We start from the raw sequence: 15,070 nt of genomic DNA on the forward strand, positions 1-15,070 counted from the left end.
CCATCCTCAGTTCCAGCCTTTTCGGGCGCGGCGCAGCACCAGCAGGAAGACCGGGATGCCGAGCAGCTCGGTGACGATGCCTATGGGAATCTCTGCGCCGCCCAGGCTGCGGGCCAGCAGGTCGGCGGTGAGCAGGAAGCTTGCGCCCAGCAGCGCCGAGGCCGGCAGCAGCAGGGCGTGGCCGGGGCCGGCGAGCAGGCGGGCGACGTGCGGCACGATCAGCCCCACCCAGCCGATCATGCCGGCCATGGACACGGTGAGCGCGCCGAGCAGCGTGGCGCAGCCGATGACGCCATAGCGCACCACGCCCACCGGCACGCCCAGGGTGCGCGCCTCGTCGTCGCCCATCGCCAGCGCGTCCAGCCAGCGGCCGGCGGCGCACAGCGCGGCGATGGCCGCCGCCATCGGCAGCGCCACCCAGCCGGCGTCGCGGATATCCACCGCGGCCAGGCTGCCCATCAGCCAGATGACGATGGCCGGCAGGTCGTTGTAGGGGTCGGCGAGGTACTTCACCACCGACAGCAGCGCGGCGAACAGCGCGCCGGAAATGATGCCGCCCAGAACCAGCATCACCAGCGAACCGGCGCCGAAGCTGCGCGCCACCGCCAGCGCCACGCCCACCGCCGCCAGGCCGCAGAGGAAGGCGCTGGCCTGCACCGTCGCCCAGCTGCCGCCCATCAGCATGCCGGCGGCGGCGCCGAAAGCCGCGCCGGAGAGCACGCCCAGCAAGTTGGGCGACACCAGCGGATTGCGGAACACGCCCTGGAAGGCGGCGCCGGACACCGACAGCGCCGCGCCCACCAGGATGGCCGCCAGCACCCGCGGCAGGCGGATCTCCACCAGCAGGTTGTAGAGCAGATCCTGCCGCGCCGACTCCAGCGTCTGCCAGCCGGCCAGCCCGGCGAAGAAACGCAGGATGTCGCCGCTCTCCACCGGATAGCGGCCGGCGCCCAGCGCCAGCACGGTGGTGGCAAGCAGCAGGGTGGCCAGCGCCGGCAGCAGCAGCGATCTGCCGCGATGTCTATCGGACGTCATAGGCCGGGCTTCGCTGGCAGGCGTGGGGGAGGTGAGTTGTGTATCCATGGACATAGCGATGGGCGCGATGACGGAGGCCGTTGCAAGTGCGGTGCCATGTCCGTCTTGCTGGGCGTCGTTCAGCTTTGTTCAAGCGATTGGTCGGTAATCCGACATTTATTATGTAGTAATGTAAACAAAATGGGCGCTTGTGACAGACCTCGGATGCTTGAGGTTTGAAGGAGTTGCCCGGCTGGAGCGGTTTCGCCCAGGGCTATTACTGTTGGTATATAAATTGCCCGCGAGAGCCGTCCTCGCCCTTGTTTCCCGGCCCTGCCCCCGACCCGGGCCGTTTCCAGACGGAGAACCACGAACACCATGAGTCGCCTTTCCCTCCGGGGCCGCCTGCGCCGCCCCGCTGTCCTCGCTTTGCCTGCGCTGCTTGCCGCATTCCTGCTCAAACCTGCCTGGGCGGATGAAACCGTGCTGGCGCCGGTTACCGTGACCGCTTCCGACGACAGCCTGGAAGCTACCGGCGAGGCCGGCGCCGGCTTCCGCGCCGACAAGGTGCAGCTCGGCCCGCTGGGCGAGCGCAAGGTGCTGGACACGCCCTACTCGGTGAGCGTGGTCAGCAGCGTGATGATCGACAACTCCCTCTCCAGCTCGCTGGTGGACATCCTGAAGTACCTGCCCTCGGCGCAGATGGAAGCGCGCGGCGGCCTGGACGTGGGCCGGCCGCAGACCCGCGGTTTCCAGTCCGATGTGGTCGCCAACAACCATATCGACGGCTTCAACGTCGCCGGCACCACCGCCTACCCGATGGAGCTGTTCGAGCGGGTGGAGGTGATCGCCAGCCTCACCGGCGCGCTCTACGGCCCGGCCAGCCCGGCGGGCAACTTCAACTTCGTCAGCAAGCGGCCCACCGATGTGCCGCTGCGCCGCATCACCCTGGGCTACGGCAGCGGCGATCTGGCCAAGGTGCATGCCGACTTCGGCGGCCGCATCGGCGAAACCGGCGCCATCGGCTACCGCGTCAACCTGCTGCATGAGGAAGGCGAGGGCTATGTGCGCCACAGCGAGCAGCGCCGCGACCTCGCCGGCCTCGCGGTCGATCTGCAGTTCAGCCCGGACACCGTGCTGGAGTTGAACGCCAGCCACTATGAATTCGAGAAGATGGGTTATCCCGGCGGTTTCGCGTATACCGCAGACCGTCAGCTACCGGATGCGCCCGATCCCGCCAGGGCCGGCTTCGGCATCGCCGACGCAGGCCTGGATCTGCGCACCGATGGCGGCAGCGCGCTGCTCAAGCATCGCTTCAACGACGACTGGCGCATCTCGCTGGGCGTGTCGCGGCAGATCGTGGATCGCGGCTTCACCTATCCCACCCACACCCTGACCAGCGATTCCGGCAACTACACCACCGCGGTCGGCGTCAGCACCGCCGGCCGTTTCACCATCAACAGCAACCAGCTGACGGCGAATGGCAAGGTCCGCACCGGCAGCGTCGGCCACGAGCTGGTGCTGGGCACCATCGGCTACACCTGGGACGTGTTCTCCGCCCGTGCTGCCAGCACCCCCTACAACTACGCTGGCGCCAACATCCATGATCCATTGGTGCACCAGGGCGCCGACTGGTCCACCGGCGGCAGCCGCTATCACGCCAGCAGCACCTGGCAGCAGTCCGTCATCATCGGCGACACGATGACCTTCAACGAGCGCTGGTCGCTGCTGGCGGTGGCCAGCTACAGCTGGCTGCACTCGCGCATCTACAACCTGGCCGGCAGAACCACTTCCGCCTATGACGACGAGGACGTCAGCCCGACGGTGGCGCTGATGTACAAGCCGCGGCCGGACATGACCACCTATGTGGCCTATGCCGATAGCCTGCAGCCGGGCGACATCGCGCCGACCTCTGGCGTTTCCAACCCGGGTGAGGCGCTGGCGCCCTACCGCAGCCAGCAGGTGGAAGCCGGCTTCAAGTGGCGTGCCGGCGGCATGGATACCGCGGTGGCGCTGTTCCGCAGCGAGCGCCCCTTCGCCTATACCGGCGCGGACAACGTGTTCAAGGAACAGGGCCTGCAGGTGAACCACGGCCTGGAGCTGACCGCCAGCGGCGAGCTGGTGGATGGCCTGGCCCTGTACGGCGGCGTCACCTTCCTCGATCCGCAGCTGCGCGACACCTCGCTGGCGGCCACCGAGGACAAGCGGGTGGTCGGCGTGCCCAAGGTGCAGGCCAACCTGCTGGCGGAATACCGCGTTGCCGCGCTACCCGGCCTGGTGCTCAGCGGCAACATCCACCACACCGGCAAGCGTGCCGCCAACGACACCAACAGCACCTGGGCCGATGCCTACATCACGCTGGACCTGGGCGCGCGCTACACCAGCAAGCTGATGGGCAAGACCGCGGTGTGGCGGCTGGCGGTGAACAACGTCACCGACGAACGCTACTGGGCCTCCATCTTCCCCGGCAGCATCAACGGCACCAACAGCAGAGCCAGCGCCTTCCTCGGCTCGCCGCGCGAAGTCCGCGCCAGCGTCAGCTTCGATCTGTGAGGCCGCCATGCACGCAAAACTGATCGACTGGCAGCTGCTGATGCAACTCACCTGGCCGCCCACTATCGGCCGCGCCGCGATGTGGGACGGCTTCGCCCGCCGCTACGACGGCTACGCCCGGCTGAGCGAACCCTATGTGGCACCCCAGCTCGCCGCCCTGGCGCTGCAGCCGGGCGAGACCCTGCTGGACGTCGGCGCCGGCCCCGGCCGGCTGGCGATTCCCGCCGCATTGCAGGGCGCGAAGGTGACCGCGCTGGATGTCTCCGCCTCCATGCTGGGCGAGCTGCAGCGCAACGCCCAGGCCGCCGGCGCCGGCAACATCGACACGGTGGAGCTGGCCTGGGAAGACGTGCGCCCCGGCGACAACCTGCAGCCGCATGACGTGGTGCTGCTGTCGCGCTCGCCGGCGATGCGCGACCTTGCCAAGGTGGATGCGCTGGCGCGGCGGGCCGCCTACGTCATGGTCTATTCCGGCCGCAGCCTGAAATCCTTCCATGATGAGCTGGTGGCTGGCATAGAGCCGGCGCCGCCGGTGCAGGAGCGGCCGGGGCTGATGTCCTACGTGCTGGTGTTCAACCAGTTGATCGACATGGGCATAGAGGCGCATGTCGACTACCTGCCGGACGGCTTCGACAAGTGGTACCCGGACGAGGATGCGGCGGTGGCGGACTTCGCCTGGCTGGACCTGCCCGCCGGCAGCGAGGCGCGCTTCCGCGCCAACCTCGCGCCCTGGCTGCAGCCGGAGGCCGGCGGGCTGCGGCTGAAGATCGAAACGCGCACCGCCGTCGTCTGGTGGCGCAAGTGAGCGCGGGCGGCATGCACGGCATGAGGATGGATGCCCGCCGCCGCCGGCTGTGCGGCGCGCTGCTCGGCGGCGCGGCGCTGCTGGCGCTGCGGCCGGCGGGTGCCGCCGCCACCCGCACGGTCACCTACTACGGCGACCGCCGGCTGCAGCTGCCGGCGCAGGTGGAGCGCATCGCCACCAGCTGGGAAGCGCAGAACGCCATCATCGCCATGCTGGGCTTCGGCGACCGCATCGTCGCCACCACCCGCATCGTGCGCGACATGCCGGTGTTCCGCCGCTTCGTGCCCGGCATCGCCAATGCCGCGCTGGCCGGGGCTGGCGGCGACCTCAACGTCGAGGAGCTGATGCGGCTGAAGCCGGACGTGCTGTTCGCCTCCGCTGGCCTGCCGCAGCTGCGGCAGGAGCAGCTGGAGCGCGCCGGCATCGCGGTGGCGGTGTTCCGCAGCAACTCGCTGGCGGCGCTGGTCGAGCGCACCCTGGTCACCGGCGAAATCCTCGGCGCCGAGGCTCTGCGCCAGGCGCAGGACTACCGCGACTACTTCGAGGCCAACGTCGCCCGCGTCGCCGCTGCCCTGGCCAAGGTGCCGCAGGCCAGCCGGATGAAGGTCTATCACGCCGTCGGCGACCCGCTCAGCACCTCCAGCCGGCCCTCGCTGAACCAGGACTGGATGGACTTGGGCGGCGCGGTGAACGTGGCCGAGCACTGGTTCCAGGGCGGTCCGGCCACCGCCAAGGTGTCGCTGGAGCAGATCTACGCCGCCGACCCGGACGTGATCGTGGCGATGACCGCGCGCGACGCCGAGAGCATGCGCAGCGAACCGCGCTGGCGCGGCCTGCGCGCGGTGCGCCAGGGCCGCGTCCACGCCAATCCGCGCGGCATGTTCTGGTGGTCGCGCGAAACCTCGGAGCAGGCGCTGCAGTTCCTGTGGCTGGCGAAAACGCTGTACCCGGACGCCCTCGCCGAGGTGGACATGAAGCAGGAGACGCGCGACTTCTACCGCCGCTTCTACGGCTATCGGCTGGAGGACGGCGACGTCGCCGAATTCCTGCAGCCCACCAGCTGAGGCCGGTGCCGGCGGTTGCGCAGCGCCGGTGGCGGCAGGTAGCACACCCGCGCGCCGCGGCCGGCGCGGGTGTGCAGCAGCTGTTCGGAGACGGTTTCCAGCCAGTGCCACAGCGCCAGCGCCGCATCGGTGGGCAGGGCGGCGCGGCGCATGGCCTTGCAGGCGCAGGCCAGCCACAGCCGCCGGGTTTCCTCCGGGTAGCGCAGGCGCAGGCCGGCGAGCAGGGGATGTTCGGCGGCGGGCAGCGCCACCGGCACCGCCAGCACCGCTGCCACCGCGCGGATGCGCGCCAGGCGCTGAGCCGGCGTGGCGGGAAGGCGGCCGGCGAAGCACTCGGCGCCCAGCAGCGCATGCAGATGCAGGCTGAAGCGCAGCAGCAAGCGCTGGTTCAGCGCCAGCCGGGGAGGGGCGGACAGCGCGCCCGGTCGGCAGCCGCCGGCGGAAGGGCTGTGTGGGTGAGGACCACGGTAGTCGCACATGACATCGCTCCCATCGGCACTGTCGCCGTCTGCCACGCAAGGGCGATGCCAGCGGCCCTGGCGGCGCGCACCTGCCGTTCGCCGGGAGCCATCCTCAGGGCAAGCGGGTGGATTGTGGGAGACAGCACATTTTTATATGTTCATATGTAAACAATAAAACAAATCGCCCCTTTCTTTTCCGCAGCCGCCGGCTACCGTCGAGAAGTCCGGCAACCTGCCGTTTCTGAATGATTTTCCGCAGATTCTTGCAGGGGGCTTTCCACTCATCGCCAGGGACTATGTCGAATTTAGTAGATGGGCACATATATTGCGCAAGGGCTGCGGCCCGTGGTCGTGCCCGACCGCCGGCGCCATTCGCCATTTCCGTTGGAGGCCGCATGCTTTCCTTCTTCACCAGCGCCCCGGGGCGCGTCGTCCGCCGCCGCCAAGGCGCCCTCGCCCTGCTGGCCACGCTGGCCTGCGGTCTCCTGCTGGCGGCGTTGCCGGCGCAGGCACGCGAGATCACCGACATGCTGGGGCGCAAGGTCGAGGTGCCTGAACGCATCCAGCGCGTGCTGGGCACCTCCCCGCCCCTGACCGCCCTGTTGATGGTGCTGGCGCCGGATACCCTGCTTGCGCTCAATCTGCCGCCGCAGCCCGGTGATGAGCGATTCCTGCCGGCCGGCGTTCCGCAGCTGCCCCAGATCGGCAGCATGCTGGGGCACGGCGTCAATGGCGCGACGATGAACGCGGAGACGATCCTGGCCCTCAAGCCGGACGTGGCGCTGGCCTGGGGGGGCGAAATCTCCATGTCCAACGTGGATAACATCGTCCGCCAGTTCGAGCGCATCGGCGTGCCGGTGCTGTTCGTCAATGTCGACACCCTGGCCGACTGGCGGCGCGCCTTCGATTTCGTCGGCAGCCTGCTCGGCCGCGGCGAGCGCGCCGCGCAGCTGGGCGGCGAGGTGCAGGCGGCGCTGGACAAGGTGCAGGCAGCGGTCGCGGACGTGCCGGCGGCGCGGCGCACCCGGGTGTATTACGCCCAGGGCGCGGACGGCCTCAGCACCGAGTGCAGCGAGTCCTTCCATGTCGAGCCCATTGCGCTGGCCGGCGGTTACAACGTCCATCGCTGCAAGCCCAGTTCCCATGTGGGCATGGAGAAGGTGAGCCTGGAGCAGGTACTGGCCTGGGACCCGGACGTGATCATCGTGCAGGACCGCGCCTTCCTCGCCCGCCTGGGCGCCGACGGCCCTTGGCGCAAGGTGCGCGCGGTGCGCGAAGGCCGGGTGCTGCTGGTGCCGCGCACGCCGATGAACTGGCTGGACCGGCCGCCCTCCTTCATGCGCGCGCTGGGCATCCAGTGGCTGGCGAACCGTTTCTACCCCCACCGCTTCCCGGTCGACCTCGCCGCCACCACCCGCGATTTCTACCAGCGCTTCTATGGCGTGGAGCCGGATCCGGCGCAAATCGCCCAGTGGCTGGCGACGCCCGTGCTGGGCACGGATGCCGGGGCCATGGCGCCCGCCCCGGGAGCAATCCCCACCGCTGCGCCGGAAGGCGGCATGCATCACAACCACGGTCAGCACTGAGCGGCCACCGATGGGGCGGGCCAGCGGTCCGCCCCGGGCTTGAACCACGGAGTTCCACCATGTCTTCAGTCATTGCCCGCCGGGCCCGCCCGGTTGGCCGGGTGCTGTCGCGCCTTGCGCGCGCCGGGGCCTGTCCGCCGTCCTCTCCTCCGGCTGCTTCCCGCATGGGGCTGAGCCCGCGCCTGCTGGCCTGGCTGATTGCCGCCGCCCTGCCGCCTTTTGTCACCCCGGCCGCCGCCCAGACCATGCTGGCGCCGGTGGTGGTGGAGGCCGAGGCGGAGAACACGCCGCCCGTTTCCGCCTGGTACGAACCGGAGCGGGACAACGCCGCCACCCTCTACCGCGTCGGCGAGGAGGGTCTGGCGCTGTTCGGCGCACCGGGCGCCACCAACCCCTACACCATGATTTCCGAGCTGCCCGGCGCCAAGGTGGAAACGCTGGATGCCTACGGCCTGGCCAACCTCCAGGGCGGCAACAAGGGCCTGCGGGTGCGTGGCGAAGTTGCCTCCCACGGCGCCAACGGCACGCTGGAAGGCCTGCCGCTGAACGGGCCGGGACCGGGGCCGGGCTACCTCTTCCTGGTGGACGCGGAGAACGTCGCCGGCGTGTCGCTCGGCCAGGGGCCCGTTCCTTCGGACCGCTTCAGCCTGTACAACACCGCCGGTTCGCTGGACACCCGGCTGCTGTGGCCGAAAGAGAGATTCGGCGGCAGCGCCTCCTTCAGCTATGGTTCGGAGAACTTCCGCCGCCTGTTCGCCCGGGTGGATAGCGGCCGCCTGGCAGATGGCACCGCCTTCTTCGTCTCCGCCTCCACCACCGCGGCGGACAAGTGGCGCGGCTCCGGCAACGCCCCCGACCACCGCGACACCTTCGCCGCCGGCCTGGACCGCAGCTTCGGCGCGCTGGATGTCCGCCTCTTCGTCGCCCACAGCGACATGGCGCAGGACAACTACCGCGGCCTCACCTACGAGCAGGCGCGCAACCTGTCCGACTACTGGGACTACGACTACGCCAAGTCGCCCGGCGGCACCACCAACGTCCAGCGCGCCAACTGGCAGGGCTACAACCGCCAGGAGTTCGAGACCACCGCCGCGCTGGCGGAAATCGTCTATCGCTTCGACGACCTCACCCGCCTCACCGTCAAACCCTTCTACATGAAGGAAAAGGGCTGGTACCTGTTCGGCCAGCCCAACGGCCAGGTGCGCAAGTGGCTGCTGGACCACGACTGGTACGGCGTGAACACCGAGCTGCAGACCCGCGCCGCCGACACCGACTTCAAGTTCGGCTATGCCTACGTCTCCATGGAGCCGCCGGGGCCGCCGACGCAGTGGAAGCAGTACCTGCCCAACAACAGCGGCGGGCTCAGCTTCAACAGCTGGTCCATGCTGGCCGACGTCGAGCGCCGCCACGACCTGCACTCGGTGTTCGCCAGCGCCGAGCACCGTTTCGACGCGCTGAAGGTGAAGGGCGGCCTGCGCTACGTGCAGGACATCCTGCCCGCGCTGGACTTCCACAACACCGCCGGCGTCGGTGACGTCTCCTATGGCGATGCGCTGGACCAGTCCACTGGCGTCAACGCCACCCGCAGCGTCAAGAGCCGCCGGCTGGATGCCTGGCTGCCCTACCTCGGCGTGAGCTACGCCCTGTCGCCGGCGGTGGAGCTGAAGGCGGCGGTCGGCCGCAACTTCGGCGCGCCCTCCTTCGACGTCTGGAACTCCGGCCCGCCCACCGGCATGAGCTCGCAGCAGCTGTGGAACGAGATGGAGCTGGAACTGGCCGACTCCCTGGACATCGGCGCCCGCTTCGACTTCGGCAGCGGTTACCTGGAGCCCGCGCTGTACTACACCAAGTACAGCAACAAGGCCGTCACCTTCTATGACGCGGCGCTGGGCGCCTCCTACACCCAGAACGTCGCCAAGGCGCACCAGATCGGCCTGCAGCTGGCCGGCGGCTGGCAGCCGATGCGCTCGCTCAGCCTCTTCGGCAGCCTCAACTGGGGCCGCTCCGAGTTCGACGAGGACATCCGCAGCGCCGCCAGCAGCGTGCGCCAGACCAAGGGCCAGCAACTGCCCGACGTGCCGGCGCTCACCGCCAGCCTGGGCGCCGCCTGGCGCTACGGCCCCTATACCTTGTCGCCGGTGGTGCACTACACCGCCAGCCGCTACGCCAACGTCGAGCGCACCGAGAAGGTGCCGGGCTACAGCACCACCAACGTCGACCTGTCCTGGCGCGGCCGCAGCAGCTGGGGCGGGCTCACCGCCACGCTGTCGGTCATCAACCTCTTCGATCGCCGCTACATCGGCTACATCAGCGCCAACGAGCTGACCAGCCCCGGCGGCACCACCTACTACCCCGGCGCGCCGCGCACCGTGGTGGCCAAGGTGGGGGTGGAGTTCTGAGGGCGATGCTGCGGTGGCTGAGGCGCTGATTTCCGGGACGCCTGCCCGCCAGGGCGGCAACGGAGCGTGTCACGGCATTGCCGGCTTGAGAGCCTGAATAAATGGCCGGCTGCAGATGGCGCCGGCCGTTTTCATCGCCGCCTGCCGGGTGAGGCGGGCGCAGCGCGGCTTCAGAGCTCGGTGAACACCGCTTCCGCCGACAGGCGTGATTTCGGCAGCTTGGCGTTGAAGTCCTCCGCCGCGCGGTAACCCAGGCCGACCACCACCACGCTGGTAAGGCCGCGGGCGCGCAGGCCCAGCTCGGCGTCCAGCAGGCGCGGATCGAAGCCTTCCATCGGGCAGGCGTCGATCTCCAGCGCCGCCGCGCCCAGCAGCAGGGTGCCGAGGGCGAGATAGACCTGCTTCTCCATCCAGTGCTGGGTGTCCTTATGGTCGAAGCGGTGCAGGTTCACATAGCCGCTGCGGCCGTTGTGCTGGCCGGCCTTGGCTTCCGGGGTAGCGAAGCGGCCATCCTTGTCCTCCTGCTCCAGCAGCGCGGCGAGGTGGGTTTCGTCGAAGGCGGTGCGGGCGCACAGCACGATGACGTGGGAGGCATTCAGGATCTTGGACTCGTTGTAGGCGTAGCCCGGCTGGGTGCCCTTGGCGACGCGCGCCTTGGCCTCGTCGCTGGCGGCGACGACGAAATGCCAGGGCTGGGAATTGACCGAGGACGGGCTGTGGCGCAGCAGCTCGCGCAGCTGGGCGAACTGTTCCGCCGGAATCTTGCGGCTGGGGTCGAAAGCCTTGGTGGTGTAGCGGGCCTTGGCAAAGCTGAGGACGTTCATCTGTGGCTCCAGTGAGATGGGATGGTTGCAGGGGCTTGCGGAAAGACTTGAAAGCCAGGATCGCGCGATAGGCGGAAGACGGCCGTTGGCCGCCATTCTCGGTGTTCGGCGCCAACGGGAAAACCTCCTCGCGGCAGAAGCACTTTCAAGTCGCATTTGAAAATGGGGGCCTTAGAGGTCCGCTCGCCGCCAAAGAGAAAGGGCGCCCGAAGCGCCCTTTGTTCCGTGCGCGCATCGCCGGATCAGGCCGGCACGCCCAGGATCACGTTGGAGGCCTTGATCACCGCGGTGACGGCCACGCCGGGCTTGAGGCCAAGCTCGCCCGCCGCATCCTTGGTGACTACCGCCGCGACCTCGGTGCCACCCGGCAGGCTGATCAGCACTTCCGAATTCACCGCGCCGTTCTCCACCGCTTTGACGGTGCCGCGGAGGCAGTTGCGCGCCGACAGTGTCACGCCGCTGCTGTCGGTCATCAGCATCACCCAGGGCGCTTTGACCAGCGCCATCACCTCCTTTCCCTCCGCCAGCGCCAGCGTGTTCACGCTCTCCATGGTGACGATGGCGATCAGGGCGTCGCCGCCGCCGAGGGCGATCTCCACCTCGGCATTGACCGTGCCGGGCCGCAGGGCGCTGATGTTGCCCTTGAAAACGTTGCGGGCGCTGACCTTCATGGATGGCTCCTTACGGGACTTTGCAGGATTCGAGACACGCTGTATTGTTTGCTACATAGATTTGTCGCGGGGGCGACAGGCTGTGTGGCCATTTCCGGCCGACGAGAAGATAGTTCTTTCGTTTGTAGCCCCACAACCATAGAGAAAGCCGTTTTGGCACGGAAATGGCTTTATATGTCGGAGATACCATAATGCCTGCGCGCCCCATGACTGCTACCCGTTTCCTCGCCCGCATGTCCCTCGAGACCGAGGTGGGCACCGCCCTTTCCGATACCCGCATCCGCCTGCTGGAAGAGATAGGCCGGAAGGGGTCCATCAACCAGGCGGCGAAGGCGGTGCCCTTGTCGTACAAGGCAGCCTGGGATGCCATCGACACCATGAACAACCTGGCGCCGGAGCCGCTGGTGGTCCGGGTTACCGGCGGCCGCCAGGGCGGCGGCACCCAGCTCACCGAGTACGGCCGCCGCATCGTCGCCATGTACCGGGCGCTGGAGATCGAATACCAGGCGGCGCTCGACCGCCTCTCCGAGCGCCTCAACGACGTTGGCGGCGGCGACATCCAGGCCTTCCAGAAGCTGATGCACAGCATGAGCATGAAGACCAGCGCCCGCAACCAGTTCGCCGGCATCGTCACCGGCCTGCGCGACGGCGGCGTGGATTACGAGGTGCGCCTGCGGCTGGACCCCAGGCACGAGATCACCTCGGTCATCACCAAGGCCAGCGCGGAGAACCTCAACCTGCAGATCGGCAAGGAGGTGTTCGCGATGGTGAAGTCCTCCTCGGTGATGCTGGCGGTGGACAAGGGCATGAAACTCACCGCCCGCAACCAGCTGTGGGGCGAGGTGGTGGCGGTGCATGAAGGCCCGGTGAACAACGAGGTCACCCTGCAGCTGCCATCCGGCCGCAATGTCACCGCCGTGGTCACCCAGGACAGCTGCACCGCGCTGGGCATCGAGGTGGGCACCGAGGCCTGCGCCTTCTTCAAGTCCTCCAGCGTGATTCTGGCCGCCTACGACTGATTCCTTCCGCTTTCCTTCCAACGTCTTTCGGAGTTCCAACATGCGTCTGCCGCTGTCCCGCCTGCTCGCCGCCCTCGGCGCCGGTTTCATCGCTTGTGCCGCCCACGCCGCTGAAGTCCAGATCGCCGTGGCCGCCAACTTCACCGCGCCCATCAAGGAGATCGCCGCCGAGTTCGAGAAGGACACCGGCCACAAGGTCGTCGCCTCCTTCGGCCCTACCGGCGGCTTCTACACCCAGATCAAGAACGGCGCGCCCTTCGAAGTCTTCTTCGCCGCCGACGACACCACGCCGGAAAAGCTGGAGAAGGAAGGCGACACGGTGGCCGGTTCGCGCTGGACCTACGCGGTGGGCAAGCTGGTGCTGTGGTCCGCCACACCGGGCTATGTGGATGACAAGGGCGAAGTGCTGAAGAAGAACGAGTTCAAGCACCTTTCCATTGGCAACCCCAAGACCGCGCCGTATGGCCTGGCCGGCATCCAGGCCATGGAGAAACTGGGCCTGGCCGAAGCGATCAAGCCCAAGCTGGTCGAAGGCAGCAACATCACCCAGGCCTACCAGTTCGTCGCCACCGGCAATGCCGAGCTGGGCTTCGTCGCCCTGTCCCAGGTCTACAAGGATGGCAAGATCACCGGCGGTTCCGCCTGGATCGTGCCCGCCAACCTGTACGAGCCGATCAAGCAGGATGCCGTCATCCTCAGCAAGGGCAAGGACAACCCCGCCGCCAAGGCGCTGGCCGATTACCTGAAGGGGCCGAAGGCCATCGCGGTGATCAAGGCCTACGGCTACGATCTGTAATACCGCGGCAGGCAGGGAAGGTCGGCGATGCCATTGACCGGACTCGATCTATCCGCCATCTGGCTGACGCTGGAACTGGCTTCGCTGACGACCGCGCTGCTGCTGCTGATCGGCACGCCCATCTCCTGGTGGCTGGCGCGTACCCGTTCGCGGCTGAAGGGGCCGGTGGGCGCGGTGGTGGCGCTGCCGCTGGTGCTGCCGCCCACCGTGATCGGCTTCTACCTGCTGGTGACCATGGGGCCCAACGGCCCCATCGGGCACTTCACCCAGTCGCTGGGGTTGGGCGTGCTGCCCTTCACCTTCGCCGGCCTGGTCGTCGGCTCGGTGTTCTACTCCATGCCCTTCGTGGTGCAGCCGCTGCAGAACGCCTTCGAGGCCATAGGCGACCGTCCGCTGGAGGTGGCCGCCACGCTGCGCGCCAGCCCGTGGGACCGTTTCTTCACCGTGGTGCTGCCGCTGGCCCGCCCCGGCTTCGTCACCGCCGCCATCCTCGGCTTCGCCCATACCGTGGGCGAGTTCGGCGTGGTGCTGATGATAGGCGGCAACATTCCCGACAAGACCCGCACCGTGTCCGTCCAGATCTTCGACCATGTCGAGGCGATGGAATATGCCCAGGCCCATTGGCTGGCCGGCGGCATGGTGGTGTTCTCCTTCTTCGTGCTGCTCGCTCTCTACTCCAGCCGGCGCTTCAAGCCCGCGCTGGGATGAGCGGGCGGAGAACCGTAATGAATGCAGCCCTGGAACCCGCCCTCGCCCAGCAGGCTGGCGGCGAGCGCGCCATCCGCGCGCGCTTCCGGGTCGACTACGCCGGCTTCGCGCTGGATGTCGACCTCACCCTGCCCGGCCACGGTGTCACCGCGCTGTTCGGCCATTCCGGCTCCGGCAAGACCACCTGCCTGCGCTGCGTGGCCGGACTGGAGCGGGCGCAGGAAGGGCGCCTGGAGATCAACGGCGAGCTGTGGCAGGACACCGCCGCCGGCGTTTTCCTGCCCACCCACAAGCGGCCGCTGGGCTATGTGTTCCAGGAGGCCAGCCTGTTCCCCCACCTATCGGTGCGGCGCAACCTGGAGTACGGCATGCGCCGCGCCGGTGCGCTGGAAGACCGGCGGGCCTGGGACCAGGCGATGGAGTTGCTCGGCATCGCCCACCTGCTGGACCGCATGCCGGACCGCCTGTCCGGCGGCGAGCGCCAGCGCGTCGGCATCGCCCGCGCGCTGCTGACGCGGCCGCGCCTGCTGCTGATGGACGAGCCGCTGGCGGCGCTGGACCTCAAGCGCAAGAGCGAGATCCTGCCCTACCTCGAACGCCTGCATGACGAGCTGGACATCCCGCTGCTCTACGTCAGCCATTCGCCGGACGAAGTAGCGCGGCTGGCCGACCATGTGGTGCTGCTGGACCAGGGCAAGGTGGTAGCGCAAGGCCCGCTGGTGGATACGCTGGCGCGGCTGGACCTGCCGACTGCCTTCACCGAGGACGCCGGCGTGGTCATCGAGTCGGTGGTGGCCGAGCATGACGACGGCTATCACCTCACCCGGCTGGACTTCCCCGGCGGCAATGTGATGGTGGCCCGCCGGCCGGAGGCGCTGGGGCGCAAGCTGCGCTTCCGTGTACATGCGCGCGACGTCAGCCTGGCGGTGGCGCGGCTGGAAGGCAGCACCATCACCAACCTGTTGCCGGTGCTGGTGACCGACCTGGCGGAGGCTGATACGCCGGCACACGTACTGGTGCGGCTGGACGCGGAAGGTACTCCGCTGCTGGCGCGCATCACCCGCCGCTCGGCGGACCAGCTGCGGGTGGGCGTGGGCCGGCGCATGTGGGCGCAGATCAAGACGGTGGCGCTGCTGGGCTGAGGCGGCGGGGCTTCCGTCATCTTGCGGG

The 15,070-nt window shown here is 68.5% G+C and carries 13 protein-coding genes; 9 read left to right on the forward strand and 4 right to left on the reverse strand.

The annotated features are described in order from the left end of the window. Positions 1–6 precede the first annotated feature (6 nt). A complete protein-coding gene (locus GRF61_RS04605) occupies positions 7–1,035 on the reverse strand; it encodes an iron ABC transporter permease (RefSeq protein WP_169149534.1) in 1,029 nt (342 codons plus the stop codon). A gap of 357 nt (positions 1,036–1,392) precedes the next feature. Between GRF61_RS04605 and GRF61_RS04610 the strand changes: the two genes are divergently transcribed. Genes GRF61_RS04610 through GRF61_RS04620 form a run of 3 tightly spaced genes read left to right on the forward strand, consistent with a single transcriptional unit; the run spans position 1,393 to position 5,436 of the window. After that, positions 1,393–3,567, forward strand: a complete 2,175-nt coding sequence (locus tag GRF61_RS04610) for a TonB-dependent siderophore receptor (RefSeq protein ID WP_169149535.1) — start codon at positions 1,393–1,395, stop codon at positions 3,565–3,567. A 7-nt stretch (positions 3,568–3,574) separates the two neighbouring features. Continuing rightward, the gene (locus tag GRF61_RS04615; protein ID WP_169149536.1) at positions 3,575–4,372 is read left to right on the forward strand and encodes a methyltransferase domain-containing protein; all 798 of its coding nucleotides are present in this window, start codon (positions 3,575–3,577) and stop codon (positions 4,370–4,372) included. A 26-nt stretch (positions 4,373–4,398) separates the two neighbouring features. Next, positions 4,399–5,436, forward strand: coding sequence for an ABC transporter substrate-binding protein (locus GRF61_RS04620; protein ID WP_211165744.1), 1,038 nt, complete (start codon positions 4,399–4,401; stop codon positions 5,434–5,436). Here GRF61_RS04620 and GRF61_RS04625 read toward each other — a convergent pair. Further along, positions 5,385–5,915 carry a hypothetical protein gene (locus tag GRF61_RS04625; RefSeq protein ID WP_169149537.1) on the reverse strand — a complete coding sequence of 177 codons (531 nt, stop codon included), beginning with the start codon at positions 5,913–5,915 and terminating at the stop codon, positions 5,385–5,387. The two genes, GRF61_RS04620 and GRF61_RS04625, sit on opposite strands and share 52 nt — an antisense overlap. Before the next feature lie 377 nt (positions 5,916–6,292). On the opposite strand from GRF61_RS04625, the gene GRF61_RS04630 reads away from it, so the two are divergent. Together GRF61_RS04630 and GRF61_RS04635 are read left to right on the forward strand one after the other, a co-directional pair. Further along, positions 6,293–7,483: an ABC transporter substrate-binding protein gene (locus GRF61_RS04630; RefSeq protein WP_169149538.1), complete on the forward strand. Its 1,191-nt coding sequence runs from the start codon at positions 6,293–6,295 to the stop codon at positions 7,481–7,483. Between the two features lie 59 nt (positions 7,484–7,542). Beyond that, a complete protein-coding gene (locus tag GRF61_RS04635) occupies positions 7,543–9,882 on the forward strand; it encodes a TonB-dependent receptor (protein WP_169149539.1) in 2,340 nt (779 codons plus the stop codon). Positions 9,883–10,052: 170 nt separating this feature from the next. Here GRF61_RS04635 and nfsB read toward each other — a convergent pair whose 3' ends face one another. Together nfsB and GRF61_RS04645 are read right to left on the reverse strand one after the other, a co-directional pair. Continuing rightward, positions 10,053–10,706, reverse strand: a complete 654-nt coding sequence (nfsB, locus tag GRF61_RS04640; protein ID WP_169149540.1) for an oxygen-insensitive NAD(P)H nitroreductase — start codon at positions 10,704–10,706, stop codon at positions 10,053–10,055. A 242-nt stretch (positions 10,707–10,948) separates the two neighbouring features. Beyond that, positions 10,949–11,377, reverse strand: coding sequence for a TOBE domain-containing protein (locus GRF61_RS04645; RefSeq protein ID WP_169149541.1), 429 nt, complete (start codon positions 11,375–11,377; stop codon positions 10,949–10,951). Between the two features lie 206 nt (positions 11,378–11,583). On the opposite strand from GRF61_RS04645, the gene GRF61_RS04650 reads away from it, so the two are divergent. Genes GRF61_RS04650 through modC form a run of 4 tightly spaced genes read left to right on the forward strand, consistent with a single transcriptional unit; the run spans position 11,584 to position 15,042 of the window. Beyond that, positions 11,584–12,396, forward strand: a complete 813-nt coding sequence (locus tag GRF61_RS04650) for a TOBE domain-containing protein (RefSeq protein WP_133595099.1) — start codon at positions 11,584–11,586, stop codon at positions 12,394–12,396. 40 nt (positions 12,397–12,436) lie between these two features. Next, positions 12,437–13,192: a molybdate ABC transporter substrate-binding protein gene (gene modA / locus GRF61_RS04655; protein ID WP_169149542.1), complete on the forward strand. Its 756-nt coding sequence runs from the start codon at positions 12,437–12,439 to the stop codon at positions 13,190–13,192. Positions 13,193–13,219: 27 nt separating this feature from the next. Continuing rightward, positions 13,220–13,900: a molybdate ABC transporter permease subunit gene (gene modB / locus GRF61_RS04660; protein WP_169149543.1), complete on the forward strand. Its 681-nt coding sequence runs from the start codon at positions 13,220–13,222 to the stop codon at positions 13,898–13,900. A 17-nt stretch (positions 13,901–13,917) separates the two neighbouring features. After that, the gene (gene modC, locus GRF61_RS04665) at positions 13,918–15,042 is read left to right on the forward strand and encodes a molybdenum ABC transporter ATP-binding protein (RefSeq protein WP_169149544.1); all 1,125 of its coding nucleotides are present in this window, start codon (positions 13,918–13,920) and stop codon (positions 15,040–15,042) included. The last annotated feature ends 28 nt before the right edge of the window (positions 15,043–15,070 follow it).

This window comes from Azoarcus sp. TTM-91, from assembly GCF_012911025.1.
GTDB lineage: Bacteria > Pseudomonadota > Gammaproteobacteria > Burkholderiales > Rhodocyclaceae > Azoarcus.

Excerpts from the sequence above, each read along its gene's own strand:
- modA (WP_169149542.1), top strand. The coding sequence starts at position 12,437 with ATGCGTCTGCCGCTGTCCCGCCTGCTCGCCGCCCTCGGCGCCGGTTTC.
- GRF61_RS04620 (WP_211165744.1), top strand. The coding sequence starts at position 4,399 with ATGGATGCCCGCCGCCGCCGGCTGTGCGGCGCGCTGCTCGGCGGCGCG.
- GRF61_RS04615 (WP_169149536.1), top strand. The coding sequence starts at position 3,575 with ATGCACGCAAAACTGATCGACTGGCAGCTGCTGATGCAACTCACCTGG.
- GRF61_RS04625 (WP_169149537.1), bottom strand. The coding sequence starts at position 5,915 with ATGTGCGACTACCGTGGTCCTCACCCACACAGCCCTTCCGCCGGCGGC.
- GRF61_RS04635 (WP_169149539.1), top strand. The coding sequence starts at position 7,543 with ATGTCTTCAGTCATTGCCCGCCGGGCCCGCCCGGTTGGCCGGGTGCTG.
- nfsB (WP_169149540.1), bottom strand. The coding sequence starts at position 10,706 with ATGAACGTCCTCAGCTTTGCCAAGGCCCGCTACACCACCAAGGCTTTC.
- GRF61_RS04610 (WP_169149535.1), top strand. The coding sequence starts at position 1,393 with ATGAGTCGCCTTTCCCTCCGGGGCCGCCTGCGCCGCCCCGCTGTCCTC.
- GRF61_RS04605 (WP_169149534.1), bottom strand. The coding sequence starts at position 1,035 with ATGACGTCCGATAGACATCGCGGCAGATCGCTGCTGCTGCCGGCGCTG.
- modB (WP_169149543.1), top strand. The coding sequence starts at position 13,220 with ATGCCATTGACCGGACTCGATCTATCCGCCATCTGGCTGACGCTGGAA.
- modC (WP_169149544.1), top strand. The coding sequence starts at position 13,918 with ATGAATGCAGCCCTGGAACCCGCCCTCGCCCAGCAGGCTGGCGGCGAG.
- GRF61_RS04645 (WP_169149541.1), bottom strand. The coding sequence starts at position 11,377 with ATGAAGGTCAGCGCCCGCAACGTTTTCAAGGGCAACATCAGCGCCCTG.
- GRF61_RS04630 (WP_169149538.1), top strand. The coding sequence starts at position 6,293 with ATGCTTTCCTTCTTCACCAGCGCCCCGGGGCGCGTCGTCCGCCGCCGC.
- GRF61_RS04650 (WP_133595099.1), top strand. The coding sequence starts at position 11,584 with ATGACTGCTACCCGTTTCCTCGCCCGCATGTCCCTCGAGACCGAGGTG.